At 44.2% G+C, this 26,842-nt stretch carries 18 protein-coding genes; 9 read left to right on the top strand and 9 right to left on the bottom strand.

Annotated elements, in window-relative coordinates; translation table 11 throughout:
• Positions 1–191: 191 nt before the first annotated feature.
• Positions 192–479 (top strand): HU family DNA-binding protein, encoded by a 288-nt coding sequence (locus tag C9991_RS03320; protein ID WP_418851135.1) that lies wholly within the window; start codon positions 192–194, stop codon positions 477–479.
• A 96-nt stretch (positions 480–575) separates the two neighbouring features.
• On the opposite strand, the gene C9991_RS03315 is transcribed toward C9991_RS03320, so the two are convergent.
• From C9991_RS03315 to C9991_RS03295, 5 genes are all read right to left on the bottom strand, one after another.
• The gene (locus C9991_RS03315) at positions 576–1,613 is read right to left on the bottom strand and encodes a C1 family peptidase (RefSeq protein ID WP_106811187.1); all 1,038 of its coding nucleotides are present in this window, start codon (positions 1,611–1,613) and stop codon (positions 576–578) included.
• A gap of 34 nt (positions 1,614–1,647) precedes the next feature.
• Positions 1,648–2,463: a DUF3108 domain-containing protein gene (locus tag C9991_RS03310; protein ID WP_106811186.1), complete on the bottom strand. Its 816-nt coding sequence runs from the start codon at positions 2,461–2,463 to the stop codon at positions 1,648–1,650.
• Positions 2,464–2,506: 43 nt separating this feature from the next.
• A complete protein-coding gene (locus C9991_RS03305) occupies positions 2,507–4,453 on the bottom strand; it encodes an Ig-like domain-containing domain (protein WP_232823230.1) in 1,947 nt (648 codons plus the stop codon).
• A 106-nt stretch (positions 4,454–4,559) separates the two neighbouring features.
• A complete protein-coding gene (locus tag C9991_RS03300) occupies positions 4,560–6,059 on the bottom strand; it encodes a GH3 auxin-responsive promoter family protein (protein WP_106811185.1) in 1,500 nt (499 codons plus the stop codon).
• Positions 6,060–6,256: 197 nt separating this feature from the next.
• The gene (locus C9991_RS03295; protein ID WP_106811184.1) at positions 6,257–9,319 is read right to left on the bottom strand and encodes a CARDB domain-containing protein; all 3,063 of its coding nucleotides are present in this window, start codon (positions 9,317–9,319) and stop codon (positions 6,257–6,259) included.
• A gap of 221 nt (positions 9,320–9,540) precedes the next feature.
• On the opposite strand from C9991_RS03295, the gene C9991_RS03290 reads away from it, so the two are divergent.
• Both C9991_RS03290 and C9991_RS03285 read left to right on the top strand, forming a co-directional pair.
• Positions 9,541–10,101, top strand: coding sequence for a response regulator (locus tag C9991_RS03290; RefSeq protein ID WP_106811183.1), 561 nt, complete (start codon positions 9,541–9,543; stop codon positions 10,099–10,101).
• 99 nt (positions 10,102–10,200) lie between these two features.
• On the top strand, positions 10,201–11,100 hold the full coding sequence (locus C9991_RS03285) for a sensor histidine kinase (protein WP_106811182.1): 900 nt from the start codon (positions 10,201–10,203) through the stop codon (positions 11,098–11,100).
• 311 nt (positions 11,101–11,411) lie between these two features.
• On the opposite strand, the gene C9991_RS03280 is transcribed toward C9991_RS03285, so the two are convergent.
• The 3 genes from C9991_RS03280 to metG form a co-directional block, all read right to left on the bottom strand.
• On the bottom strand, positions 11,412–14,663 hold the full coding sequence (locus C9991_RS03280; RefSeq protein ID WP_106811181.1) for an alpha-amylase family glycosyl hydrolase: 3,252 nt from the start codon (positions 14,661–14,663) through the stop codon (positions 11,412–11,414).
• 9 nt (positions 14,664–14,672) lie between these two features.
• On the bottom strand, positions 14,673–15,452 hold the full coding sequence (locus C9991_RS03275) for a starch-binding protein (RefSeq protein WP_198643739.1): 780 nt from the start codon (positions 15,450–15,452) through the stop codon (positions 14,673–14,675).
• A 449-nt stretch (positions 15,453–15,901) separates the two neighbouring features.
• Positions 15,902–17,968: a methionine--tRNA ligase gene (gene metG, locus C9991_RS03270; protein WP_106811179.1), complete on the bottom strand. Its 2,067-nt coding sequence runs from the start codon at positions 17,966–17,968 to the stop codon at positions 15,902–15,904.
• Between the two features lie 279 nt (positions 17,969–18,247).
• Between metG and C9991_RS03265 the strand changes: the two genes are divergently transcribed.
• The 5 genes from C9991_RS03265 to C9991_RS03245 all read left to right on the top strand — a co-directional run bounded on the left by C9991_RS03265 (position 18,248) and on the right by C9991_RS03245 (position 23,543).
• A complete protein-coding gene (locus C9991_RS03265; protein WP_106811178.1) occupies positions 18,248–18,484 on the top strand; it encodes an acyl carrier protein in 237 nt (78 codons plus the stop codon).
• 128 nt (positions 18,485–18,612) lie between these two features.
• Positions 18,613–19,875, top strand: a complete 1,263-nt coding sequence (fabF, locus tag C9991_RS03260) for a beta-ketoacyl-ACP synthase II (protein WP_106811177.1) — start codon at positions 18,613–18,615, stop codon at positions 19,873–19,875.
• The gene (gene rnc / locus C9991_RS03255; RefSeq protein ID WP_106811176.1) at positions 19,865–20,986 is read left to right on the top strand and encodes a ribonuclease III; all 1,122 of its coding nucleotides are present in this window, start codon (positions 19,865–19,867) and stop codon (positions 20,984–20,986) included. The genes fabF and rnc overlap by 11 nt, the downstream gene beginning before the upstream one ends.
• Positions 20,987–21,207: 221 nt before the next feature.
• Positions 21,208–22,314 carry a YncE family protein gene (locus C9991_RS03250; RefSeq protein WP_106811175.1) on the top strand — a complete coding sequence of 369 codons (1,107 nt, stop codon included), beginning with the start codon at positions 21,208–21,210 and terminating at the stop codon, positions 22,312–22,314.
• A gap of 83 nt (positions 22,315–22,397) precedes the next feature.
• The gene (locus tag C9991_RS03245; RefSeq protein ID WP_106811174.1) at positions 22,398–23,543 is read left to right on the top strand and encodes a PKD domain-containing protein; all 1,146 of its coding nucleotides are present in this window, start codon (positions 22,398–22,400) and stop codon (positions 23,541–23,543) included.
• A 73-nt stretch (positions 23,544–23,616) separates the two neighbouring features.
• Here C9991_RS03245 and C9991_RS16600 read toward each other — a convergent pair whose 3' ends face one another.
• Positions 23,617–23,757 (bottom strand): hypothetical protein, encoded by a 141-nt coding sequence (locus tag C9991_RS16600; protein ID WP_157949344.1) that lies wholly within the window; start codon positions 23,755–23,757, stop codon positions 23,617–23,619.
• A gap of 147 nt (positions 23,758–23,904) precedes the next feature.
• Between C9991_RS16600 and leuS the strand changes: the two genes are divergently transcribed.
• Positions 23,905–26,763 (top strand): leucine--tRNA ligase, encoded by a 2,859-nt coding sequence (gene leuS / locus C9991_RS03240; RefSeq protein WP_106811173.1) that lies wholly within the window; start codon positions 23,905–23,907, stop codon positions 26,761–26,763.
• Positions 26,764–26,842: the final 79 nt, after the last annotated feature.

Here is a 26,842-nt window from a genome sequence, read left to right as displayed (position 1 = left end):
ATAAACGTTGGTTTTAAAGCACAAAAGTACGAAAAAATCCCGTTATAGCCTATTAAATAGGGGGTTATGACGCTTTTTTTCGGGTTTTTATGAACTTTTTTCTGTTTTTTGTTTGTTTTATGAAAGGAATAATCTAAATTTGTGTGCCCTAATAGGTATAATTACGTGATATTCAATTTATAAACACTTTAATACATTCAAAAATTATGAACAAGACAGAATTGATCGAGAAGATAGCAGTAGCTGCTGATCTTAGCAAGGGTGATGCCAAGAAGGCTCTTGAGGCTACAATAGAGGCAATTAAGAATGCTCTTGTTGAAGGCGACAAGGTTCAGCTTATCGGCTTCGGCACATTCAGCGTAAATGAGCGTCCTGCTCGTGAGGGTATCAACCCTGCAACTAAGGAGAAGATTGCCATCGCAGCTAAGAAGGTAGCCAAGTTTAAGGCTGGCGCTGAGTTTGCAGATGCTCTCAACTAATCAGTGGCAAGACTTGCATATGGGTGCTTCGGCGCTTTTGTGCAAACCACAATAATATAAAGGGAAGGTTTCTCAGCCGAGAAACCTTCCCTTTTTTTACATGTTCTTTACTACTACCGCAACTGTCTTCATCCTTATATAGTTTTCCGATAGGTACATCAAGCCGCCATAAGGATTGTCTGTTCCCCATGAATTCTTTGCTATATAGAAGCGGTGTCCTTGCTTGTCGTGTGCCAATCCTATAAGTGCCATACAATGGTCGTCTGTTGTACTACGGTTCTCAAAAGCTGTCTGTCGCTGTTGCTGTGTGCACGGCTGTTCTTTGCCAAGCATTGCTACACCATCCTTGAAAGAGAAACCTTTTTCTGTTATGTCACCCTCCCAACACACTGGGTGTCCAGCACGTATAGACTTCTCTATACGGTTCATCAACACATCTATAGGCACATTATAGAAGGGATCGTTGTTGTAGTTGTCGGGTATCTCAAGCACAAACATCTCGTCGAACGGGTGATGTGTAAAGCTTGTCATGGCCATGTACTCGTTTCGCATACACACGCTATGGGCAAACTCTTGTGGTGTATATTCAGCTCCTAACATAAAGACGTGTGGTGGCAAGGCGCCGATATGGTCGTCGAGCACTCTTTCTGCACGTTCTTCGAGTAGACTCATGTTAGCCGAAGCTTCGGATAGCGTTGACATACGCTTGGCAAGACTCTTGTAGTTTATGTCCCTGTTGTTGTACGAGTCGTATGGCATTGCGCCGTATTCGTTCAGAAGTCTTAGCAGCAGCGGCATGGTACCACGCATATTTATACGAAATTTACCGTTAGCCAAAAAGTGGCGTCGGGTTTGTTCCATAAGCATATTGCGTGCTACGTAGTCTACTGACAAGTTTACCGAGTCGCCCATCATTATATGTTCGGTCTCTATTGTGGCAAGCATAGAGTAGGCCCAACATAGTGGATTGCGTCCTTGGTTCTTAACAGGTGTATAGCCAAGCAATATCTCGTTAGTGAACTGATGCCTCGCCTTATTGCCTACTGTTTGCTGTTTGGCAGGCATGGTGCATGCGGCGAGCAACATCGTCACGCCTACGATAATATATAATGTATATACTTTGTGCTTGGACATATTGTTTTGTCTTTTTTATTGTTGCTCAACGAGCCTACTTCACAATTGATGTCATCTTGCTCTTTACGCCCTTTGCTCCTACAAGGAAAGCCTTTGCAGAACCAAACTTAAGGAACATGTCAAGACGTACAGGCACGTGGTTGGCATCATCGCTTACATAAAAACGCACAATCTCCTTGTACTTGCCGTCTTCGTGTTCCATATACGATAGTTGCAGACAGCGATACTTCACACCATTATCGGCCTTAACAGTTGTCTTTCCCTTGTATTCGAGCATGGCTGTAATAATCTTTGTGCCGTCGGTTATAGGGAAATTAACGCGTGTGCCTTTTTTCCATCCTTCAGGGTTGAACGAGCGTGCACGCAAGAATATGCTCAGCATGTCATAGGTGCAGTCGTTACGGTGCCATTCCTTGTATACGTTCTCGCCATTATGGCGCAAACGGTGTTGCTTGATATGCACCTTATTATTAGGATAACTGAAGAAAGCCTCGTCCACGGTATAGCGTTTGCCCTCTTGTGCTCCCTTGCGGAAGTATAGAGGTTCGAGATGTGTAGAGTTGTAACACAAAAGTGTGTCGCGCATAACGAAGAACTTGTCGGCATTATGCGATGTGCGTGTTATAAGCGACGATCGGTATGCCGGCTTGCCGTGATACTTGCTCTCTACAGTCGACATCGATGCGTTGCCCACCTTAACCCAAACAAACTTCCAATTGAAGTAGAGGTTGTAGGTAAGAAACTCGCCCGACTTGAACGCTGTGTTCTGAAACTTGCATTGTGCGTTAGTTGTGGTTATGCCCACAAGGAGCATTGCCATTGTTACCAAAAGCTGTTTCATCTTGTTCATCCTTATTCAGTTTAAAGGTGATTGTGTGTAAGTCCCGTTCTTGTTAGAACGGGTATGGTATACCCATTTTTCTTGCTCTTTCTATGTTGCGTTGCTGTATCTTGCGTTGCTGCTCCGCCTTCTGCTTGGTTATCTTTGCCGGCTTCTGCTGTTCGGCAGTACGCTCCTTCGGATTCCAGTTGAGTGTTACGTCCCACTTAGCTTTGCATTCTATCTCATCAGGATAGTAGCACGTAAGTTCAGGCTGTCGTCCTGTTGCATATTCGCCTGTATCCCATACGCCGTTGTTATTGTCGTCGTAGAAGAGTCGGGCATAATATATGCCTGGTGTAATGTAGAAGAACTGTGCTGTTCCATCCACTACATTGGTACGCTTTACAGCTGCATCCTGCTGATTAAGAAGCTCAACAACGATGTTCTCGCCCTTAGCCTGAGGAATGGTAAATACCAATGAGCTGTATTCGTCGAGCGATTTCACCTTGAATCCTTGCTTCAGCTTAGGCGAATGCAGACCGTATATGTCGGCAAATGCCAATGAGTCCATCTCCAAACTATATTCTGTATCTGGTTGCCAAGCGGCTTGTATGTCATACATCCTCAGCGACTTGGCTATATCAGCAGTGGCTGTGTCGCCAGGTATACGTTCTATTACGGGGCTTATGCGTAGCGGAGTGTCGTACCACAGAGTGTCACGTTTGGCATAAAGATGTATCTTTGACGAGTCAACCAAGGCGAGTGGACACTTGAACGTCAATCGCACATCACGGTCAGGATCGAGTGTGGAGTTTATCTGTATCTGTGGTGTCAGCAAGCGTGGTGGCATAACCGAGTCGTAAGGTTCGCCTCGTTTGCGTTTCTTTTCTTGCTTCTTGTGCCAGTCGTTGTACTCTTTCTGCGCATCCTTAAGTCGTTTGGCATATGGCAACTTCGATAATATCTGCAGAGTATCTGTTTGTGGTTGCAGACATCCAAGGGTGTCTGTAGCCATATACTTAAGCTCAATGCTCAGCGTGTCTTGGTTTACAAGCGTAGTGTCGCGCAACCAATAAGTTATAGTGTCGCGACGTACCGTTGGCTCTATTATGAATGCGTTGCTGTCATCAAAGTTTAGTCCGCGCAATTCAGGCAGACTCTTGTCTCCATAACTAAAGAACAGCGTAAAGTGATCGGGCTCCTGACGTTCGGCTTTAAGGAAGAACCTGTCTGTAAGAGTCTCGTTGAATGCACGCAGCACAATATTGTCCGGGGTAAACCTTGTATATCCCACACGTGTTATGTCCTTGATATGCAGCGAGTCAATCCATGTAGTGTCCTGTCGTACAGCGTCACAGAACGATGGAGTGATAGTATCGCATGAGAATGCAATCTGCTCACTCTTTTGCGAGAAACGATAGTCGCCGTCCTGGTCTTGCAAAGCATATATGCGGTAATTGCCTGGTGCTACACCACGTATTATGAAATGTCCGCGCGAGTCGGCACGAGCCACACGCAACATAGGTTTCTTTATAAAGCACGAGTCTTCCATCTCGCCATACAAACCAACAAGTATTCCCTTTACTGGTTCCAGATTGTCAGCTTGCAGCACACATCCAGCTACCTCCAATGTGTCTATATGGTCGCCCGTAGCAAAGCTATATGTATAATTGCCTAATGGATTGCCCTCGTTATTGTCGCTGATAGCATCCGAGAAGTCGATTGTGTAGGTTGTATTAGGCAACAGCGAGTCTTTAAGCTGCACCTCAATACGTTTTCCAGTAGACTTAATCTCGGCTTGCTCCATTTGTGGTGGCGATACCACAACCTTCTCTGTAGCATTCTCTATCTTGATGAATTCATCGAATAGTATGCGCACCTTCTTGGCTGTAACGTTTGTGCCTCCATCCTCTGGATATGCAGCCACAACATGTGGAGGTGTCTCGTCATACCATCCTCCATCAGGACGTCCCATACGGGCACAAGAGGCAAGAAGGATAAGGCATAATAGTCCCATCCATAACCGCAAAGCGGTTTCTCTCCTTCCCGTATGAGGGTAGTGTAGAATGTTATGATATATATATATAAGTATATTCTTCATATATGACAGTACAATTATGTGCTTACCCCATTATCTCCTCAATATACTGTCTGTTGTTAGACAGTCTTGGAATCTTGTGCTGGCCTCCTAACTTGCCTTTTGAGCGCAACCAGTCGTCAAATTGTCCAGGTCGTGCCTCCACTACTTCGAGATGTTGTAGGGTTATGTCATGGAATCGCTTGGCCTCGTAGTCGGAATTGATTTCCTGAAGACGTTTGTCAAGAAGGTCGGCAAACTCGGTAAGATTGGCTGGCTTCTTGGCAAACTCTATAAGCCATTGATGGCGGCACTTTGCATTTTGGTCCATAAATACAGGCGCTGCAGTATATTCCTTTACCTCGGCTCCCGTCTTCTCGCAAGCATATGCCAGTCCTTTCTCGGCGTTGTCCTGAATAAGTTCCTCGCCAAAGGCGTTGATAAAGTATTTGGTACGTCCGGTAATAACAAACTTGTACGGACGTTTGGATGTAAACTTCACAGTATCGCCAATCATATATCGCCATAATCCGCAAGACGTACTAATGAGCATAGCATAGTTGCGTCCCGTCTCCACACCTTCGAGTGGTACGATATTAGGGTTGGGCGAGTCAAACTCGTCCATAGGCAAAAACTCGTAGTATACACCATAGTCAAGCATCAGCAGCATCGATTTGTCGGTTGGGTCGTTCTGTATGCCGAAGAAACCCTCGGATGCGTTATATGTCTCCATATAGTGCATGTTGGCCGACTTGATGATGTGCTCGTATTGTGGACGGTATGGTGTAAAGGCAATACCTCCGTGGAAGAATACCTCAAGGTTAGGCCATACTTCGTCAATGCTCTCCTTTCCCGATATCTCAAGCACACGCACCAGTACGCTAAGCATCCATGAAGGCACACCAGACAGATTGGTTACATTCTTATTAAGACACTCGTGGGCAATACGGTCGCGCTTCAATTCAAAGTCAGACAGCAAAGCCGTCTGCTTCTTAGGCACACGTATCAGGTTTACAAGCGGATTGATATTCTCGATAAGTATAGCACTTAGGTCACCCACAAGCGAGTCGGCGAGATTATAGTTGGGCGAGTGTGATCCTCCAAGTATAAGTCCCTTACCATCAAACATGCGGCTTTTCGGGTTGTTCTGCAGATACAAAGCCACAACATCTGTGCCTCCTTGATAGTGTATACGCTTAAGACCCTCGTAAGACACGGGTATAAACTTGCTCTTGTCGTTGGTTGTGCCCGACGACTTGGCATACCATTTAACGGTTCCTGGCCAAAGTATGTTAGCTTCGCCATGTCTCATTCTGTCGATATCGGCCTTAAGCTCTTCGTATGTGTTTACCGGCACGTTGCGTACAAAGTCTTCGTATGTACGTGTTGAGCCAAATAGATGGCTGCGTCCGTATTCGGTGTTGGCTGCACTTTGCAGCAAGTGTTGCAGAACCTCATGTTGCAGAGATTCTGGTTCTGTGAAGTGGCGTTCCAGCTTATGCTGTCGGGGAATGAACGCATTGCGTATGATGCCTGTTAAGCTCATTGGTTACTCGTTAATTCTTATGAAATCTGTAAACTGCAAAATTACCCAAAACAAGCGAGAGAACTGCCGTTTTTTAGTTATTTTAACTGAAAGGATGCCGAATAGCTGGGTATAAGGCTATTGTTGTTTGTATGATTCTGTATATAACTAAAAAAAAGGCGTATCAAAGTAGAAAACTTTTGATACGCCCTATACAATTATTTCACTATAACACGCTTAACTGTTTTAGCGTTGCCCTTAACAAATTCAAGAAGGTAAACGCCTGTCTGGTATTTGCTCATATTGATATAATTATCATGATGAGCATTTTCACCAACAAGCTGGCCTGCTACACTATAAATGCGCATATTGTCGTATTCGCCATTTACAGTCAGGATATTGCCAACCATCTTTACATCAATATCGTATTCTGTAGCATTTACGCTGTTTATACCGTCGGTTTGCTTTGTGGTAAAGAACGACACGCTTGCACGGTCTTTGGTTGTTCTTAGCACGTTAGAAGGGAATGGAACTCGTTCTGTTGCGCTAAAGTCATACCACATATGTTTATCTTTGTCAGCACTTATGTATTGTGACATAAAGTATATGCCTTTAAGCAGACTGCCGGCATTGCCACGTGTCATCATAGCCAGATTCTTCTGCCCGTCATATGCAAATGGTTTGTCAAATAGTACCATTGTTGTTGTCTGGTCAACTGGTATAGCCAGTTTGCCATCATAAACAAGGGTAAATTCGTTTTCAGGTACAGCCTCCATGTCGTTGAAGTTCTCTTTATCAGTATTGGCAAGATAAATCTCTACTGGGAAATCGTTGTTCTCTGTAGTTGCTTTGTAATAGAACATCAAGCCTTTAATGATAACATTGCCACAATTCAAGCTGTCAGAATCGTAGATAGTCTGGGCAATACTATACTTCTTCATTACATTAAATGGCGACATGCTATTCTCTGATTGATGATTTATAGCAACGTCTACCCATGAACCATTGGCAAGTACTGTAACGGTTTTCTCCTCGGTATCGTTATTTGTCGCATCTGCATCACCATCTGCCACTACGCGAGCGTGAATCTTGAATTTGCCTTCTGCTTGTGGAGTCCATGCCACAACAATGTCTTTGCTTTCAAATGGTTCTACCACACCAGTTGAGTTGGATGCAAGCACATTGTCATCGCTGTCAAGTAATTGTACCTCAAAGTTGCTTTGCTGTTCGTAACCATTGTTCTTTACCTTAACAGTATATTCAGATGCTTCGCCTACTACTGGAGCATTGCTTCCGCTGAATGCTTCTGCTGCAAGTTCCACAGCATTGCGCTGTTCAATTACAACATCCTTCAGATGGAATGACACGCGATTAAGAACCTGGAATCCGATGCTATATACACCAGTCTCAGGAACAGTTATAACAACAGTCTTTTGCTCCATACTCTGATTTACAATGTCGCGTTCGTTGCTGAGTATTGTGGTTTGAGCCTCAGGAGTAGTACCTTTACCTATTGTTATGTTATAGTTTACTGGGAACAACTGGCCTTGCGTACGCTCCCAATATTGCAATGTATATGTCTTTCCAGCTTCAAAGCGCATTGGAGCAGAAATCAACCAATCGTTCGACTTTAAGTCAGGTGACAACTCTTGGTCAGGGAAATATTTCATAAACGATTCAACATTGTTCTTTGCCGAATACCATGTCTGTCCGTCTTTATCGGCATCATATACCTTCCACAGACGTACAAGTTCAGAAGTAGAGAAGTTGCAGCTAAATGGCATCTCTATCGGATTACCGGCAAACTCTTGTCCCGATTCAACTGTAGCTCCATTACCATCAACATTTGTAGCGGTCACGCTATAGCTATAGCCGCCCATCTTTTCAATATTGGCATCGGTATACTTTTTGTCTGTGATGCCAGTAGCCAATTCTGCATTATCAGGTAGGCGAACAACATTATATTTCAATGTGCTTGTGTCATACCATCCGCCATGCATACCCGTAGCAGGTGCGTCCCAACTAACCGAAAGTTGATTGTCTGCATCTTTTGTGAGCTTGAGGTTTACTATATCTCCCGGAGTGTCTCTACCAACAAAACCTTCAACGTATGCAGTACGTCCATCACCATAAGCGTTTGAAACGCCTACTGTGTATCCCTTTATGCCTGATGTTGTTTCTGTAATTACAACACTACCATTACTGCCAGCTGTCTGATTGTCAACAGTAGCAAGAAGCTGGTCGTCACGATATACCTTTACAGTGTGCGTACCAGATAAAGGCTCGCCACCTGTAGTGAATTGTGGGTTGGTCCATGTTAGGGTTGCTTGCAGTTTGCCATTGTCGGCAGCCTTCAATGCAAGATTGCTTACTGCTGATGGCGATCCCTTAGGTGCTGGGTCGCTATCGATATACAACCCTACCAATTCTGAATTGCTGTTGAGATTGCTTAAATTGGAATACATCCAACCTTCATCTTCAGAGAAACTGAATTTGCCAAAGAAACCAGAACCACTACCTATTGAGGTTGTGGTGAATCCTGCCCAATAAAGCAGATTGTTCTTTGTGTCGAATGCCATTGATTGCAAACTCTTTGGTTGTACTGATGCATAACCCTCCTCGTATAAGAGCGAACCATTGGTCTTATTGATACCCCAAAGTGTACCATTGGTGTCAATGCCATACATATATCCATCAGCCGATACAGCAAGAGTTAGAATTTGCTGCATAGTATTTTCGCCTACAACAGTGGCTTTACCAGTAGCTGGGTCTATTGTCAGCAATTCAAAAGGAATGTCAAGCTCTCCACCTTCTTCCTCTCCACCAGTAGAATTTAGAATGTCGAATGCATAGAGGAATATTTTCTTTGTGGTAGGGTCATAGGTCATACATTGTATCATTAATGCATTCTCTAAGTCGGATGTCTTATATTCCTTTATTACCTTGTATTCTTTAGTGTTTACATCATACGAAGAAAAACGGTATGCCACATAGCCATCATCGCTTTCCAACATATAGTATGTTCCATCAACATAAGTGGCAGCACGAGCCAGCTTATTCTCAAACTTTTGTTCGACGGTCATCTCATTTGGATTGTCAACATCGAACGAAACAAGCTCCGTTTGAGAGTTGTTCTTTCCCCAACTGTCGTCATATACACGTAGTGCATAGGCACGACTTACTGTGGTTGCATTGTTTTTCTTTTGCACTGGGTTGGCCATCAGAATTGATGACATAGATGCAAGTAAAAATGCAATTGTAAGTGTAATAGACTTTCTCATAAATCTGTGTTTAAAATAGCAATCGTTGTCTAATTCGCTTACAAATTTATACTTTTTAATCCATTTAACCTAATAAATATCTTGATTTTATGCTTCTTGCCTATAGTATTTAATCTCTGCCGCAAAAACTGCTTTCTCATAAGTATGGCACTAACCAATGTTAAATCCGAATAAATCATTTGAATAGCGACTATTTTTATTTACATTTGCAAGCAAAAAATATGACTTATTCTTACAACACTCTTATAGTTGTCGACGACAATGCTGCCATTCTTACGGCACTTAAGATATGTCTTGCCACAGAGTTTGAGCACATCATTACTATGACGTCGCCCGATAATCTTGTGCCTACTCTTTCAAATGAACAGAATGTGGATGCTGTGTTGCTCGATATGAACTTCTCGCTCGGCGTAAATACGGGGCAAGACGGATTGTTCTGGTTGCGAACAATAAAGAAGCTGCATCCCAATACGCCCGTTGTGCTTATTACTGCATACGCAGATGTGCAGTTGGCTGTTAAGGGACTTAAGTATGGAGCAGCCGACTTTGTTACCAAGCCATGGGATAACGACAAGCTAATAGCTACCCTACATGATGCAATAGACAAGAACCGTGAGGTGATGCCACTCGAACAAATGGAGCAGGAGCACGTGCAGCGTGCTGTTGAGCATTGTCGTGGCAATATGAGCAAGGCTGCAGAGATGTTGGGTATTACGAGACAGACGCTCTACAAGAAGCTTAAGGCCTTGCCCCCTCGTGGCCAAGCGGATAAGGAGGAATGAGAAAAATTGACAATCGTGTAATTGTTGTTAATGTTTTCCTGATAAAATAAATCTATGTTATACCACACCTTATTATATATATATCCCCTGTCATCATATATGGCTCTACTCCCTATAGGTGGGTGGGTGCTTGTGGCTATTGTTCTTGTCATACTGTTATTCCTTTTCATCCGCCATCAACGCCTTCTTTCCCTTCGTGCCCATCTTATGCGCGAAGCTCTGCACAATCACGACTTCACCTTTCGTCTGCCTACAGACAGGCTCTTTCCAGGTGAGCGCGACTTGCAGGAAGCCCTAAATGATATGGGTAGCGAGATAAACCGACTGCTTGCACGAAGCGAGGTGGAGTCGTGGCGACGACTGACACGTGTGCTTACCCATGAGATTATGAATTCGGTGGCACCTATACAGAGCATCACACAGGCATATATATCGTCGCCTATGGTTAAGGGCACCCCTCTCGAAGAAGGTATGCGCGCCATATACGACACCAGTCTTGGTCTGTCGACCTTTGTAGACAGCTACCGCAAACTAACCCTATTGCAACCTGCCGATATACAACCTCTCGACCTAAGGCAGTTTGTCAGGACCATCCCGACACTTTATCCCGACCTGCAATGGCACATCGGGCTTGATGCCCCGACATCGGTAGATACCGACCAAGGTATGCTGCGGCAAGTGTTGACCAATATAATAAAGAATGCCGTTGAGGCTGGAGCACGCTCTGTTGACATACGCATGGTCGAAGCTTCAGGCAATGGCGGCAAGCAAGACAATGCCTCTACAATGCAGATGCTTGTAAGCAACGACGGGCAACCAATAGCGACAGAAGTGGCAAGAGAGATATTTATCCCGTTCTTCACAACCAAGAAGACGGGGCAGGGCATAGGCTTGGCTATCGCCCGGCAAATGATGATGGCTTGCGGTGGCAATTTGTGGCTTGCCGATACGCCCGTAGCCGGATTTCATACTACATTTGTTCTGGAAGTGGCGGTATAAAAGGTTCTTTCAGCTATTAGTGTGATATCGATTATTGTAGAGGTTTGTATTGGAGGACAAGTAATATAATATAATTGCCAGTACCAGTTAGTATAAACTGCAGTACCAGCTATATGAAACTCCAGTACCGCATAACTGGTACTGCAGTACCAGTTATGCGGTACTAAAATCGGTACTGGGATTGTTTGCAAAATAAAAAAGGTTCATCAGGTATTTAGAGTAATAGAATGTTAGAATTCTGTTAGTTTCACTCTAAATGCCAGATGAACCTTATTAATATTCTGTATGTTTTTCCTTAGTATATTCTATTCTTAGTTCTGCTTGCCAATATAAGCGAAAGGAACGGTGATATTGTCGTCATCTTCCTTCTCGTGTGTAGTAGAAGGATCTCTTGAATAAGACTGATCGGCATTGTCGCTCATACTTGTGTCGTAAGGCAGACAGTCCATACCACTTGTACCAAAGGTAGCTACTAACATCACACCCAATCCCTTGCTTGCCACATCGGCAGCTGTAACACCAAGCTTAGCTAAAGGAATCGAGATTTCGTAATGGAAATCGTATTGGGAAGACTTGTGTCCTAAGGTATTGAAATCTACATAAGTAGATGTACCCTTTGTCATATCACCTACAAGACGGTTCTGTGACTCTCCATAACATTCTTTAATACCCTTTATCGTTTTGCTGAGAATACCCATACCATACTTCACAACAACACCTGTCTCTTTATAGGCAACCTCTTCTAAAGCATTTAATCCTGCGCTGCTTCCACCATAAATGAATGGACCATTGGTGTTATTGGTTGAGAATACCACTACCTTGTTGACTGGGCTTTCGCAAGTAATGCCACTATCCCATAGAGTTCCACCTGCTGTAGTCTTACAATGATTGCCTATTCTTGTAGAGGCATTATTGGTGTTGATGCCGATAAAGAATGGCATATTGTAATTTTTGAACAGCACACCATTACTGAGTGGAAAATCTGCTTCTGGAGCTACCACATCTTGAACGTTGGTCATCTCCCACATCAGATAGAGGTTATTATCGTCATAGCAACCATAAAGTGCATAGAGATCGACAGGATTCTCGTGCATGGCAGCATCCATATATACACGTGGGTCGTCATTGGCAGCACCCTGTGCTATAATCATACTTGCATCCCAATCGCTAATGTCACCATCTACAGTAATGGTTTTCTTAATACCTGCACCATTTGGATTGGTCTGATACTGAGCATCCAGATTCTGTGGATTAGGGGTAGGTGTTGGAGTTGGCTCAGGTTCAGGTTCTGGAGTTGGCTCTGGCTCAGGTTCTGGAGTTGGCTCTGGCTCTGGGTTTGGAGTTGGTGCCACTACAGCACCTTCGTTTACTACCTTTTCAGCAGAAGCATTTGCACCATTGATAGGAGTACCAGCAGTACCATCGTTGATGAAGAACTTAGCATTGAGGTAAGCTGTAGGAATCGTTGCCTTATACCATCCTGTCTTACCATTATGAGAAGCAGAAGCATCGTAAGTCATCTTAACACCTGGCCATACAGAAGAAGAAGTTGTTCCATTATAGAAGTAGCAATAAACATTCTCCCAGTTGGAAGCGTTATCGAAGTAAACATACTCAGGATCAACGATCTCATCTTCATGTACCTTGGTCACAGTAGTGCTGTATGTTCCGTCAACATAGTAGCCGTGGTTGACAAACTCCACGTCAGCAGTTATCTTATTTCCATTACCATCCAAGAAAATTATTTGAGTAGGAGCACTTGTCTCGGTGCCATCATAAGTCCACTTGAAGACATTCTTTCCAGAAACACTCTTACCTACAAGAGGCAACTTTTTATTGATAGCATCATTCCATTCACCAGCATACTTAATTACAGGCTTAACCTTGTCATTCCATACATATACGGCTGCTGCCGCATTAGATGTCTCCAAGAAACAGGAGATTTCATCAGCCTTGCCCAATTCAGGAACATAAGCCTTCACTTTCTTGTAAGTTACCGAACCTGTTTCCGTCTTGCCGTCCTTGTCGGTTGCACCCCAAGTGATAGTAACATTCTTACCATAGGCAACATCAGCACCTACAGTAAACTGCTTGGCTGCAGTAAAAGTCTGCTTCTCACCGCCGTTCACCTGAATCCAGGCAGAAACAGCATTCAAAGGAGTAGCAGTCACAGTGAGAGACTCATCTGAGAAGGCTGTGCCATCAACTGGATTGAAAACAACTTCAGGAGTCAGCACGATAGGGCCAGCATTATAGATGACAGCAATACCTGACTCGCCAACATGACCAGAGATTGTAGAAGCATTGACGGTGAAAGCACCACCGCCTACCATATCCTTATAAGTACCAGACTTAAGCCACTTGCCGTCGCCAGCACCATTGGCTACAGTTACGTCACGATCAGAACCACTTCCCAATACGATAATAGCGCCACTCTTACGAACCTGAGCACAAACGCCATTACCTTTTACATAATAGTTTGGCTCGCCGGCACAAACATTGTGCATGTGGTTTACCTGAGCTACTTCAGCATCTTTGAAGTGAACGCTTCCCTTATCACCAAATTTGATATCATTCTTTCCCTTCTGAGCAGGACGGGAGAAATAAAGAGCGGTAGCTCCATTGTTTCCTGCTACAACTGCATAAGCACGGTCGATAACATTCTGACTTTTATTCTTTGATTCACCACCATCGTTGGCATAAGTATCATGGCTTTCACCCCAATAAACCAACTTTTCTGTCTTTGCCTTTCTCTGATTGAAATTACCTACAGACTCGTTGATAGAACCACCGGCAAATGAATTGGCAAATCCGTTACCATAACCATTATCAGTAATACTCATGTATGTCTGATACTCTGGGAAAAGGACATTATCATTACCACCAGTACCATCAAGAATCTCACCATAGTTGTACATGGTCTGATCCACCACATTCTTCATAAAAGAGTCACCCTCAGAAGGCAAACCGATGTGCTTGATAGCATCCCAACGGATACCATCCACACCACAGGCCTTCAAATCCTGGATGTATTGTTTGATGATGGCTTGCACAGTAGGATTGTTGGTATCGAGGTCCCACATTCCAATCATACCAAATGTAACCTGATGGCGGTCATTCCAGTTACCCACACCAAATCGTTCATGATAAAGGCTCTCGTCCTTCAAGCGTTCAGCCACGTTAGGATGGTCGGTATGGTTGGCAACCACATCCACAATCACCTTGACACCATACTCATGAGCCTTAGCGCAGAGAGCCTTCAGGTCAGCTTCAGTACCAAGACCATTACCTATTTTAAAATCGTATGGACGATAAACATCATACCAAACGGATCCTTTACCTGCTCTTTCGTGAACAGGAGAAGTCTGAACTGCAGTAAAGCCTGCCTTGGCGATATTAGGAATTTCTTCCTGGATATCTGCCAACGTCCAGTCGAAACAATGAAGGATGACACCATCCTGAATATTGTCTTTAAGACCATATTTGTTGTCTGCGAAGATGTTGGATGCCATGGTGAACAGCATCACCAACATCAGAAGACCATAATTGATTGTCTTTTTCATAATCTGCTATTATTTTCTGATGATTACTTTCTTACCATTGTGAATATAGAGTCCAGCTTGAGTAGGCTTCTTGATGCGGATACCAGAGATGGTGTACCAGGCATCATTTGTTGCCTTCTTAACATCAGTCATGGTTGTAGTCTCAATAGCCGTTACAGTACCATTCACATAAACGGTTTCACCTGCAAGATTAGAAGCAGCTGCTCCATTATTAATAACGAAATAACCAGTAAGGAATGCTTGAGGAACTTCTACTGTATAATAACCTTTTTTGCCATTATACTCAGTTTCGTTGTCAAGTGACATTTTCATACCTGGCCATTCCTGCGCTGCAGTAGTACCATTGTAAATGTAGCAGTAAACATCCTTAAGATTGGCTGTACTATTGTCGAAGAAAACCATCACCTTGCCGGTAGCTACCTCAATAGTCTTGGTGTATTTGCCTTCAACATAATAACCGTGGTTTACGTATTCCTGGTCGCCTCCATTTAGCTTCTTTTCGCCATCATGAGTAAAGATTATGGCTGTTGGTGCGCCCTTGTCGCCAGTATATGTCCACTTGAATACGTTCTTGCCATTGGCTGTTTTGCCCATAAGAGTCATAGCATCGCCAGGCCATCCAGCATTGGTTAGCTGTGGATTTTCGTTGTTCCACGCCCAAACCTTAGCATTGTCGAATGAGGTTTCAAGGAAGACAGATATTTCGTCTTCCGTAACTGTTGGATTGTAATCGTTTGCCGCCATTGATGGTTGGACTGCAAATCCCCCAAATGTCAAGCTTATGAGCATGACCAATAAATTGAGAAACAAGTAATTTTTTTGCATAGTCGCAATCGGTAATTTTTTAGTTTATAAGTTTAGGTAATATTATTTCTTGCCCCAAAATTAATACGTTTTTCTGTGGTAATATGTATGAACAATGCAAAAAGGAGGGAAAATGCAATGTAAACGATTGCGCAGTTAATATAACTAACTGAATTACAGTTTGTAGATACGATGACGTTTAGTGGCGACGCGTATAATTATCTTAGTTTTATGTGTATTAAAATAGCATTATATTAGTATAATATTAGTATAATACTAAGAACTATTTTGCATTAAGGAGACTGCTTAAAACAAATATATCATGTGTATTATGGGTCTTTGCCTTGTTGTATAGAACAAAAAAGGCAATTGCATGGCTCTTAGTAAGGAGCCGCGCAATTGCCTATATATAATAATGTGTATTTATTGCAACATTATCCCACCTGCGAACCCGGCTTAACGTTTCCGAGTACAGATGTTACATTAAGAGTTCCATCGAAGTTTACAGCCGATAGAATCATACCCTGACTCTCAATGCCCATCATCTTGCGAGGAGCAAAGTTGGCAACAAACAGAACGTCTTTGCCAATGAGCTGTTCTGGCTCGTAGTAGGCAGCTATACCACTGAGGATAGTACGGTCTACACCCGAACCATCGTCTATAGTAAACTGAAGGAGCTTCTTGCTCTTCTTCACCTTCTGGCAGTCCTTGATATGACCAACACGTATGTCCATCTTCTCGAAAGTCTCAAAGTCTACATTTTCCTTTATAGGAGCAGCCACATACGATGCGGCTTCGTTAGCCTTCTTAGTGTCTTCGAGTTTCTGGAGCTGAGCGTTTATGGCATCGTCTTCAATCTTCTCGAATAGCAGAGCAGGAGTACCAAGTTGGTGTCCTGGCTTAAGCAATTCTGTGCTTCCAAGCTGATCCCATTCTGTCTCAGATACGTTGAGCATTTCGCGCAACTTTGCAGAGCTAAATGGTAGGAACGGTTCGAAGGCAATCTCGAGGTTAGCAACAAGCTGAAGCGATATATAAAGAATAGTCTTAACACGCTCCATATCTGTCTTTGCTACGTGCCAAGGCTCGCAATCGGTTATGTATTTGTTGCCAATACGAGCAAGATTCATAGCCTCCTTCTGAGCATCACGGAACTTGAATGTATCCAACAATGCCTCTACCTTCTGCTTAACATCCTTGAATTCCTCAATAGCCTTGCGGTCTACGTCCTGAAGTTCGCCGCATTCGGGTACTACGCCACCAAAGTATTTCTTGGTAAGCTGCAATGCACGGTTAACAAAGTTGCCGTATACAGCTACAAGCTCATTGTTGTTGCGGTCCTGGAAATCTTTCCATGTAAAGTTGTTGTCCTTAGTCTCTGGTGCATTGGCTGTAAGCACATAACGCAGAACATCCTGCTTGCCAGGGAAGTCTACAAGATATTCGTGGAGCCATACAGCCCAATTGCGTGATGTAGAAATCTTATCATTCTCAAGATTAAGGAACTCATTGGCTGGCACATTGTCAGGAAGGATATAGTCGCCATGTGCCTTGAGCATTGTAGGGAATACAATGCAGTGGAACACGATGTTGTCCTTGCCGATGAAGTGGATAAGGCGTGATGAAGGATCTTGCCACCATGTTTGCCATGTGCCCCACTTTTCAGGTTGAGCATCGCACAACTCCTTAGTGTTAGATATATATCCGATAGGCGCATCAAACCAAACATAGAGCACTTTGCCATCAGCTCCCTCTACTGGAACTGGAATACCCCAATCGAGGTCGCGTGTCATTGCGCGTGGCTGCAAATCCATATCGAGCCACGACTTGCATTGGCCATATACGTTAGGACGCCACTCTTTGTGGTCCTCAAGAATCCATTGCTTCAACCATTCCTGATAGTTGTTAAGTGGCAAATACCAGTTCTTTGTTGCCTTTTTAATCAATCCGTGACCAGGATTGTTCTTGTTGGTAGGGTTGATAAGCTCCTCAGGAGAGAGTGTGGCACCACACTTCTCGCATTGGTCACCATAGGCTCCCTCGGCACCACAACGCGGACATGTGCCAACGATATTACGGTCGGTAAGGAACTCGCCAGTAACCTCGTCGCAGAACTGTTCCTCTGTTTTCTCTACAAGCTCGTGCTTGTCGTAGAGAGTGCGGAAGAAGTCGGATGCAAACTTGTGATGAATCTTCGAGGTTGTGCGACTGTAAATGTCGAATGATATACCGAAGTCCTCAAACGACTTCTTAATAAGATTGTGGTAGCGGTCTACTACCTCCTGAACTGTAATACCCTCCTTGCGTGCGCGGATGGTAACTGGTACACCGTGCTCGTCGCTACCACCTATAAACATTACCTTTTGCTTCTTAAGGCGTAGGTAGCGAACATAGATGTCGGCAGGCACATACACACCAGCCAAATGGCCAATGTGTACACCACCATTTGCATATGGCAAGGCAGCCGTTACGGTGGTGCGTTTAAACTTGTTTTCTTCCATTGTTTATATTGTTTTGTATTTATTTCGTACGGGTGTGCATATCCATTGACAGACAAGGCTTATACAACCTTGCAAAGGTACTAATTTTACATGATAAAGTCCCTGTAATTCTTTGAAATAGAAAGAAAATAACCCAAATATATGCACATTTATAGGGTGTTTGTGCACACAATGTGCCTTTTTATAGTAAAATATTTGCCCAATTAAATAAAAATGTGTTCCTTTGCATCCAGTTTTTAAACTTGAAATTAATATTATAAACACTTTAAATTAAGAATTATGTCAGAAATCGAATCAAAAGTAAAGGCTATCATCGTTGACAAACTCGGTGTAGACGAGGCAGACGTTAAGGCTGAAGCAAGCTTCACAAACGACCTTGGTGCAGACTCTCTTGACACTGTAGAGCTCATCATGGAGTTCGAGAAGGAGTTTGGTATCTCTATCCCTGATGACAAGGCTGAGAAGATCGGCACTGTAGGCGACGCTATCGCATACATCGAGGAGAACGCAAAATAAATAAGGTTTATGGTTTATAGTTTATGGTGCGCATGATGGCAACAAGCATTTTATTTGTTTAAAAAATTCCACTTGTGCCACATAAACCATAAACCATTTTTTTAACCATGAACTGATTTTATATTTAAATGGAATTAAAAAGAGTAGTAGTTACAGGTCTTGGTGCTGTTACCCCATTGGGCAACAACGTTGAGGATACCTGGAACAACCTTGTCGCCGGTGTAAGCGGCGCAGCCCCTATCACACAATTTGACGCTTCACAGTTTAAGACCCAGTTTGCTTGCGAGGTTAAGAATCTTAAGGTTAACGATTTCATCGATCGCAAGGAAGCACGCAAGATGGACCGCTATGCACAGTTGGCCATGATATCAGCTATGCAGGCTGTACAGGATTCGGGTATGGACCTTGAGGCAGAAGACAAGAACCGTATTGGTGTTATCTTCGGTGTAGGTATCGGTGGTATCAAGACATTCGAGGAAGAAGTAGGCTATTATGCACAGCACCAGGATGCAGGTCCTAAGTTCAATCCTTTCTTCATCCCTAAGATGATTGCCGACATCGCTTCGGGCTTGATCTCTATACAGTACGGATTCCACGGTCCTAACTATACAACAACATCGGCTTGTGCTTCTTCAACAAACGCTCTTGCTGATGCTTTCAACCTCATTCGCTTGGGCAAGGCTAATGTCATCGTTAGTGGTGGTGCAGAGGCAGCTATCACAGCTGCTGGTGTAGGCGGCTTTAATGCTATGCACGCTCTCTCTACACGCAATGACGATCCCGAGCATGCATCACGTCCGTTTAGTGCAAGTCGCGACGGATTTATTATGGGCGAAGGTGCTGGCTGCCTCATACTTGAGGAACTTGAGCATGCCAAGGCACGCGGAGCTAAAATATACGCAGAAATGGTTGGCGAAGGCATGTCTGCCGACGCACATCATATTACAGCTTCTCACCCAGAGGGTCTTGGAGCACGTCTCGTAATGGAGAACGCACTTGAGGACGCTGGTTTGAAGCCAGAGGACATCGACTATATCAACGTACACGGCACATCTACCCACGTAGGTGACATCTCTGAGGCTAAGGCCATCAAGCAGGTGTTTGGTGAGGCTGCATACAAGCTCAACATCAGCTCTACAAAGTCAATGACTGGTCACCTTCTTGGTGCAGCTGGTGCAGTAGAGGCTCTTGCTTCAGTGCTTGCAGTAAAGAACGATATCGTTCCACCAACTATCAACCACGAGGAAGACGACCAGGATCCAGAAATCGACTATAATCTCAACTACACCTTCAATAAGGCGCAGAAACGTGAGATTCGTGCTGCATTGAGCAACACATTCGGTTTCGGAGGCCACAACGCATGTGTAATATTCAAGAAATATGCTGAGTAATCTCATAGACAGAATGAAGCTCCCTTTCCGCAAGGACAAGGAGCTTTATTTGTCTTTACGCCAAATAATTGGCTTTTATCCGCACGACATAAGCTACTATAAGCTTGCGCTCATGCACAAAAGTATGTACAAGCGCAATGCCAAGGGACGTCCTGTTAATAACGAGCGACTTGAGTTCTTGGGCGATGCCATTTTAGATGCCACTGTGGGCGACATCGTTTACCGACACTTTCCTGGCAAAAGAGAGGGATTCTTGACAAACACCCGCTCTAAGCTTGTGCAACGCGACACTCTAAACCGACTTGCCCAGGAGATGGGTATCAACCAACTAATTCTTTCAAACGGACGTTCCTCGTCGCACAACTCGTATATGGGCGGCAATGCCTTCGAGGCTCTTGTAGGAGCTATATATCTCGACAGAGGCTACGATGCTTGCATGGAGTTCATGCGCAAGCGCATACTGGCACAAATGATAAACATCGACAAGGTTGCTTATAAGGAGGTAAACTTCAAGAGCAAGCTCATCGAATGGAGCCAGAAGAATCGTGTGCGCATAGACTTCAAGATATTGAAGCAAGAGAAGGACAAGACTGGTTCGCCCGTATTCAAGTATCAGGTATTGCTTGAGGATGTGGAAGGATGCTCAGGAGAGGGCTATAGTAAGAAGGAGAGTCAGCAGCTTGCGTCAAAGCTTACACTTGAGAAGCTGCGCAAGGAGCCACAGTTTATAGACCTTGTATTTGCCGCAAAGACCAATCGTACAAAGATGGAGGAAGAGCCCGTAGAGAATGTTCCGGTAATAGAACAGACAGCCGACGACTTTATTGTACTTAGTCCTGAGGTGGAGGCACACGCTGAAGCTGCCGTAGAGGTATTGAATCGTAAGAATAAGAAGCGCGAGCGTCGCTCGCCTATGTACCGCAACGACAATTCTTCTGCAGAGGATATTGCTTCTAAAGCTAATGACAAGGTTGATACACCTGCTAATGATAATGTTGACGACAAACTCAATCTTGACGACAAGGAGTTTGACCTCAGTCATATATCGGCACGCGAGCAAAGCCGCGAGGATATTATTGCTGCTGCAGAGGCAGCTGCTTTCGGCGAGTAAACAATATAAACACAGTATAGTATTTCTGTTACTTTTACTATAGCAGTGAGAGAGGACCAAAAGCGTTCTTTCTCACTGCTGTTGTTTTAGTGGTTTGCCTTTCTTCTTTCTATTGTTATTCTGCAATACACCATAAAAAATACAGAAACCGTTGCAACATTCCACTTTTATTTATAATTTAGTGGCGTGTAACAATTAATTTTTTCTCCCATTACCCAACAATGTCATACAAGAATACATTATATATATGCCTTATATGGCTCCTAACAGCGTGCTCGCTTGAGCCTGCCTCATATCCAACACCATCCGAGCCTACTGCCGACTCCGACCGTATTATTATTCTATGTGAAGGACTATGGGGTATGGACAACTCATCGCTTGCATTGCTCGACCATGGAGTATTGACCAACCGATGGTTTCAGCAGCAGAACCCAGGACGTCATCTTGGCGATACCGGTAACGATATATTGCAGGTTAATGACACGCTGATAGCAATATCTGTCAATTGGTCGAACATTATACAGTATATACATCCTGACGGTACGGCTATTGCTGCAACAGAGAACATCCCTAACAATCGACGACTTGCCACCGACCATAAAGGCTATCTGTATGTAACATCGTATGCCGACAAGGGTTATGTGGCTAAGATAGACATCAATACAAAGCAGGTGGTAGACACATGTCATGTGGGTTATGAGCCTGAAGGCATTGCCTATTATGATGGCAGACTGTATGTTGCCAATACGGGTGGCTACTCTACCCAGACGCAAGATCATGGCTACGAGCGAACAATAAGTGTGGTAGATGCTCAGACCATGCGCGAGCTTAGACGCATAGATACGGGATGTCCAAATCTATATGGCAAGATTTCTGTTAGCGGACAGTATGCTTGCATCAATTCTGCTGGCGATATGTATACTATAGCTCCACGTTGCATTGTGCTGAATATGGCTAACGACGAGTTCCGTGTGTTCAATTTTCCTGCCACTTACAATTGTGCCTATCATAACCGCTTCTATATGATAGGCTCTGCCTTCTCGCATCTAACCAGCACTTATACATATTCAATGCATAACATATCGTTGCCTTCGATGGAGGTAGAAGATGGACTTGCCGAGTATAGCAAAGCCGAAGAAACAATCCTTCAGATGCAGTCGCCATATGCTCTATATATATCACCCTATACCGGTCATCTCTATTCAAGCGATGCCCGAGCATACGCCACAAATGGCTATGTATACGAGTTCGGACGTGATGGCATGCTGGTTGGCAGATACTTGCTGAGAGGAGTTAACCCTTCGGGATTTGTGGCGATTGCAGAGTGAAAAGAGAAGGAATAAAATGCAGCCCCCGTTTCTTGGGTATTCAAACAATATTGAGTAAATTTGCAAAATAAAGAAAAAGAGAAATGAAACTTATAACATTTTTGTTCACCGCCCTCTTGTGCATCCTCACATCTGCCAATGCCCAATCGCAGCAAGTAATAAGAGTGCTTGAGTTCTGTCCTGCTCCAGGTCAATTCACCAATACATTACCTGATATTGACGCTACAATGTCTAAGGCAGAACGATTGCAAGCTTGTGAGCAACAACTGCAAGATGGCAATCTGATAAGTCTTGGAGCCGCGGGTGGCTACATAACCCTTGCTCTCGACCAACCTATAAAGAATGGTAAGGGTTCCGACCTACGCATTCTTGGCAATGCAATGTATGCCATAAACGATCCTGTATATGGTGATGCTACAATAGGCGGAAGCATAGAGCCTGGTATTGTTTATGCAGGAGTAGGATCGTCGCCAGAGACAGCCAAGTGGTACGAACTTGCAGGCTCGGAGTATTATACCACACAGCGACACAACTTCAGCATAACCTATCATAAGCCTACTGCTGAGGTGGGAGAACATAACATTCCTTATTCATCCTTCGACCAATACATTCGCTTTTATGCCAAGTGGAACGAACCCGACGGAACAGAGCGAGACACAACAGGATATCTTATGAAGAATACGTTCCATGCACAGACCTATTGGCCTATGTGGGAGGACAAGGACGAGATAACATTCTATGGAGGTAGATTGCCCAATAACGCTATCAATTATGGTGGCGATGGCAGTGAGGCGGATAATCCTCAAAACTGGATTAGCTACAGATATGCAGTCGATTCGTATGGATATGTTGATGCAGCGCTAAACTCGGATAAGGTATATACAACATTCGACCTTGACTGGGCAGTAGACAATGATGGCAATCCCGTAAAGCTGTCTCATGCCGACTTTATACGCATACAGACTGGTGTATTGCAGCATTGTGGTTGGACGGGCGAAACATCTACCGAGGTTCTAAGCATGGAGAACCTGCACCTTATACCAGGATACGACGACAATCCTATCGTAATAACTCCACGCCAGCGTCCTACAAGCATCAATGGTATAACAGATAGACCACGACACGAGATAATGCGACTAAGCATTGACGGACGACGTCTTGCAAAACCCGAAAAGGGCATAAACATTGTGAAATATTCGGACGGAACTACACGTAAAACTATTAATTAGCATAGTATTTTGGGTAGTCTAATAAGCGTTAATGTCTTGTTCGTATAATGAGGTTAATTATACAAACAAGACATTAACGCTGTATTTTATTCAGCACTTCTCCAACAATGTCAAGCAGCGCATTGTTGTACCGTTCCATCTCTTTGGCGTTGGTTTTGTGCTCTGCACTTGTTGTCTGTGGAGTAGATATATGTATCAACGTGCGTTTTTTCATCACCATGTCAGTTACAGAGTGCGAAGTTAGCAATTATTTCTGTAACATTAGTCCTTAATTTTTACTTTTTTCGGCTTTATTACACATCATTATAAAGTAAAAGTCGTAACTTTGCATAAAACTGAAAATTATAACAAAATAGATACAATGGAATACAATTTCAGAGAAATCGAGAAGAAATGGCAATCTCAGTGGGTGAAGGACAAGACCTATCACATTACTGAGGATGAGCAGAAAAAGAAGTTCTACGTACTCAACATGTTCCCCTATCCATCGGGTGCTGGTCTTCATGTGGGTCATCCACTTGGATATATCGCATCTGATATCTATGCACGCTTCAAGCGACTTGAGGGCTACAATGTGCTCAATCCTATGGGCTACGATGCCTATGGATTGCCTGCAGAACAGTATGCCATCCAGACTGGTCAGCACCCAGAGGTTACTACCGTTGCCAATATAGCACGCTATCGCCAGCAGTTGGACAACATCGGATTCTCTTTTGATTGGGACCGCGAGGTGCGCACATGCGACCCTAAATACTATCATTGGACACAGTGGGCATTCCAAAAGATGTTCCAGTCTTTCTTCTGCAACTCTTGCCAGAAGGCACAACCAATAGAGAAACTTGTGGCTCATTTCGAGCAGAAGGGTACAGAAGGTCTTAATGTGGCTGAAAGCGAGCACTTGGAGTTTACTGCTGATGAGTGGAAGGCAATGAGCGACGTGGAGAAGCAGAAGACATTGATGAACTATCGTATTGCCTATCTTGGCGAGACAATGGTTAACTGGTGTCCAGGTCTTGGTACCGTACTTGCCAACGACGAGGTTGTTAATGGCGTGAGCGAGCGTGGTGGCTATCCAGTTGTACAGAAGAAGATGCAGCAGTGGTGCTTGCGTACATCGGCTTACTCGCAGCGTTTGCTCGACGGACTTGAGACAATAAACTGGAGCGACTCTATAAAGGAAACACAAAAGAACTGGATAGGACGCTCTGAGGGTACCGAGATGCAGTTTAAGGTGGCTGGTCAGGATTTTGACTTTACCATCTTTACCACACGTGCCGACACTATCTTTGGTGTAACATTCATGGTATTGGCTCCTGAGAGCGAACTCGTAGAGAAGCTTACCACTGCCGAGCAGAAGGCCGAGGTAGAGGAATATCTTGCTTACGTGAAGAAGCGCACCGAGCTCGACCGTATGGCAAACCATTCTGTAACAGGCGTGTTCTCTGGCTCTTATGCCGTTAATCCGTTTACTGGCGAGAACATTCCTATCTGGATTTCAGAATACGTGCTTGCAGGATATGGCACTGGTGCAATCATGGCTGTTCCGGCTCACGATTCGCGCGACTATGCCTTTGCCAAGCACTTCAACCTGCCTATCATACCACTTATTGAGGGTGCAGATGTGTCAGAGGAGAGCTTCGATGCCAAGGAAGGTATTGTGCAGAACTCGCCTGTTGCAGGCAAGGAGACTCTTGATGGTTTCTCATTGAACGGATTGACCGTAAAGGAGGCTATTGCAGCTACCAAGAAGTTTGTTACCGAGAAGGGTCTTGGACGTGTTAAGATTAACTATCGTTTGCGCGATGCCATCTTCTCGCGTCAGCGTTATTGGGGCGAGCCATTCCCAGTATATTATAAAGACGGTATGCCTCAGATGGTTCCCGAAGAGTGCTTGCCACTCGAACTGCCTGAGATTGAAACCTACAAGCCTACCGAAAGCGGCGAACCTCCATTGGGACGTGCTAAGATGTGGGCATGGGATGTAGAAAAGAAGCAGGTTGTAGACAAGGCTCTTGTAGACAACAAAACCGTGTTCCCTCTCGAGCTTAACACTATGCCAGGTTTCGCGGGCTCTTCGGCCTACTACCTGCGCTATATGGATCCGCACAACGATGAATGTCTTGTTAGCAAGGAAGCCGACGAATATTGGCAGAACGTAGATCTCTATGTAGGTGGATGCGAGCATGCAACTGGTCACCTTATCTACTCTCGTTTCTGGAACAAGTTCCTATTCGACCTCGGAGTTAGCTGTAAGGAAGAGCCATTCCAAAAGCTTGTAAACCAGGGTATGATTCAGGGACGTTCTAACTTTGTATACCGCATCAACTCTGACGACCATTCTAAGGCTCCGGTATTTGTTAGCGCCGGACTTAAGAAGGATTACGACGTAACTCCTATCCACGTAGACGTTAACATTGTGTCTGCCGATGTGCTCGATATAGATGCGTTCAAGGCATGGCGTCCTGAATATCAGAATGCAGAGTTTATACTTGAGGATGGCAAGTACATATGTGGTTGGGCAGTAGAGAAGATGTCTAAGTCGATGTTCAATGTTGTCAACCCTGATATGATAGTAGAGAAGTATGGTGCCGACACCCTGCGTCTGTACGAGATGTTCCTTGGTCCAGTTGAGGCAAGCAAGCCTTGGGATACCAATGGTATTGACGGATGCTTCCGCTTCCTTAAGAAGTTCTGGAACCTCTACTACGACAATCGTACCGACGAGTTCTTGCCTTCGGCTGATGCTGAGGCTACAGCCGACAGCATGAAGACATTGCATAAGCTCATCAAGAAGGTGACCGAGGACATCGAGAAGTTCTCTTACAACACTTCTATCTCTGCTTTCATGATTGCAGTAGGCGAACTTGCACAGCAGAAGTGTCGCAATAAGCAGGTACTCCAGCAGCTTGTAGTGCTCATCGCTCCATTTGCTCCGCACATTGCAGAAGAATTGTGGCACGCACTTGGCAATGAGTCTACTGTATGCGATGCTAAATGGCCTGAGTTCAAAGCCGAGTATCTTGTAGAGAGCGAGGTACAGCTCACTATATCATTCAATGGTAAGGCACGCTTCCAGATGAAGTTCCCTACCGATGCCACCAACGATGCTATACAGCAGGCTGTGCTTGCCAACGAGCAGAGTGCCAAGTATATTGGCGACAAGAAGGTGGTTAAGGTAATTGTAGTGCCTAAGAAGATTGTGAATGTCGTAGTGAAGTAATACTATCGGCATTAGATATATACTCTACTTCGCAAGTTGAGAAGTAAAGAATTATTACTTCTTAACTTGCGAAGTTCAA

The organism is Prevotella merdae (assembly GCF_900290275.1).
In the GTDB taxonomy this organism is placed as follows: Bacteria; Bacteroidota; Bacteroidia; order Bacteroidales; family Bacteroidaceae; genus Prevotella; species Prevotella merdae.
The sequence above is the reverse complement of the archived record's forward strand: the minus strand, read 5'-3'. Positions and strand labels throughout refer to the sequence as shown.

Bases quoted from the DNA above. Each gene is read 5' to 3' on its own strand.
- C9991_RS16600 (WP_157949344.1), bottom strand. From the start codon at position 23,757: ATGAAAAAACGCACGTTGATACATATATCTACTCCACAGACAACAAGT.
- C9991_RS03285 (WP_106811182.1), top strand. From the start codon at position 10,201: ATGGCTCTACTCCCTATAGGTGGGTGGGTGCTTGTGGCTATTGTTCTT.
- C9991_RS03250 (WP_106811175.1), top strand. From the start codon at position 21,208: ATGTCATACAAGAATACATTATATATATGCCTTATATGGCTCCTAACA.
- metG (WP_106811179.1), bottom strand. From the start codon at position 17,968: ATGGAAGAAAACAAGTTTAAACGCACCACCGTAACGGCTGCCTTGCCA.
- C9991_RS03290 (WP_106811183.1), top strand. From the start codon at position 9,541: ATGACTTATTCTTACAACACTCTTATAGTTGTCGACGACAATGCTGCC.
- C9991_RS03275 (WP_198643739.1), bottom strand. From the start codon at position 15,452: ATGCTCATAAGCTTGACATTTGGGGGATTTGCAGTCCAACCATCAATG.
- C9991_RS03305 (WP_232823230.1), bottom strand. From the start codon at position 4,453: ATGGGACTATTATGCCTTATCCTTCTTGCCTCTTGTGCCCGTATGGGA.
- C9991_RS03310 (WP_106811186.1), bottom strand. From the start codon at position 2,463: ATGAACAAGATGAAACAGCTTTTGGTAACAATGGCAATGCTCCTTGTG.
- C9991_RS03315 (WP_106811187.1), bottom strand. From the start codon at position 1,613: ATGTCCAAGCACAAAGTATATACATTATATATTATCGTAGGCGTGACG.
- rnc (WP_106811176.1), top strand. From the start codon at position 19,865: ATGCTGAGTAATCTCATAGACAGAATGAAGCTCCCTTTCCGCAAGGAC.
- C9991_RS03265 (WP_106811178.1), top strand. From the start codon at position 18,248: ATGTCAGAAATCGAATCAAAAGTAAAGGCTATCATCGTTGACAAACTC.
- C9991_RS03280 (WP_106811181.1), bottom strand. From the start codon at position 14,663: ATGAAAAAGACAATCAATTATGGTCTTCTGATGTTGGTGATGCTGTTC.
- fabF (WP_106811177.1), top strand. From the start codon at position 18,613: ATGGAATTAAAAAGAGTAGTAGTTACAGGTCTTGGTGCTGTTACCCCA.
- C9991_RS03295 (WP_106811184.1), bottom strand. From the start codon at position 9,319: ATGAGAAAGTCTATTACACTTACAATTGCATTTTTACTTGCATCTATG.
- leuS (WP_106811173.1), top strand. From the start codon at position 23,905: ATGGAATACAATTTCAGAGAAATCGAGAAGAAATGGCAATCTCAGTGG.
- C9991_RS03300 (WP_106811185.1), bottom strand. From the start codon at position 6,059: ATGAGCTTAACAGGCATCATACGCAATGCGTTCATTCCCCGACAGCAT.
- C9991_RS03245 (WP_106811174.1), top strand. From the start codon at position 22,398: ATGAAACTTATAACATTTTTGTTCACCGCCCTCTTGTGCATCCTCACA.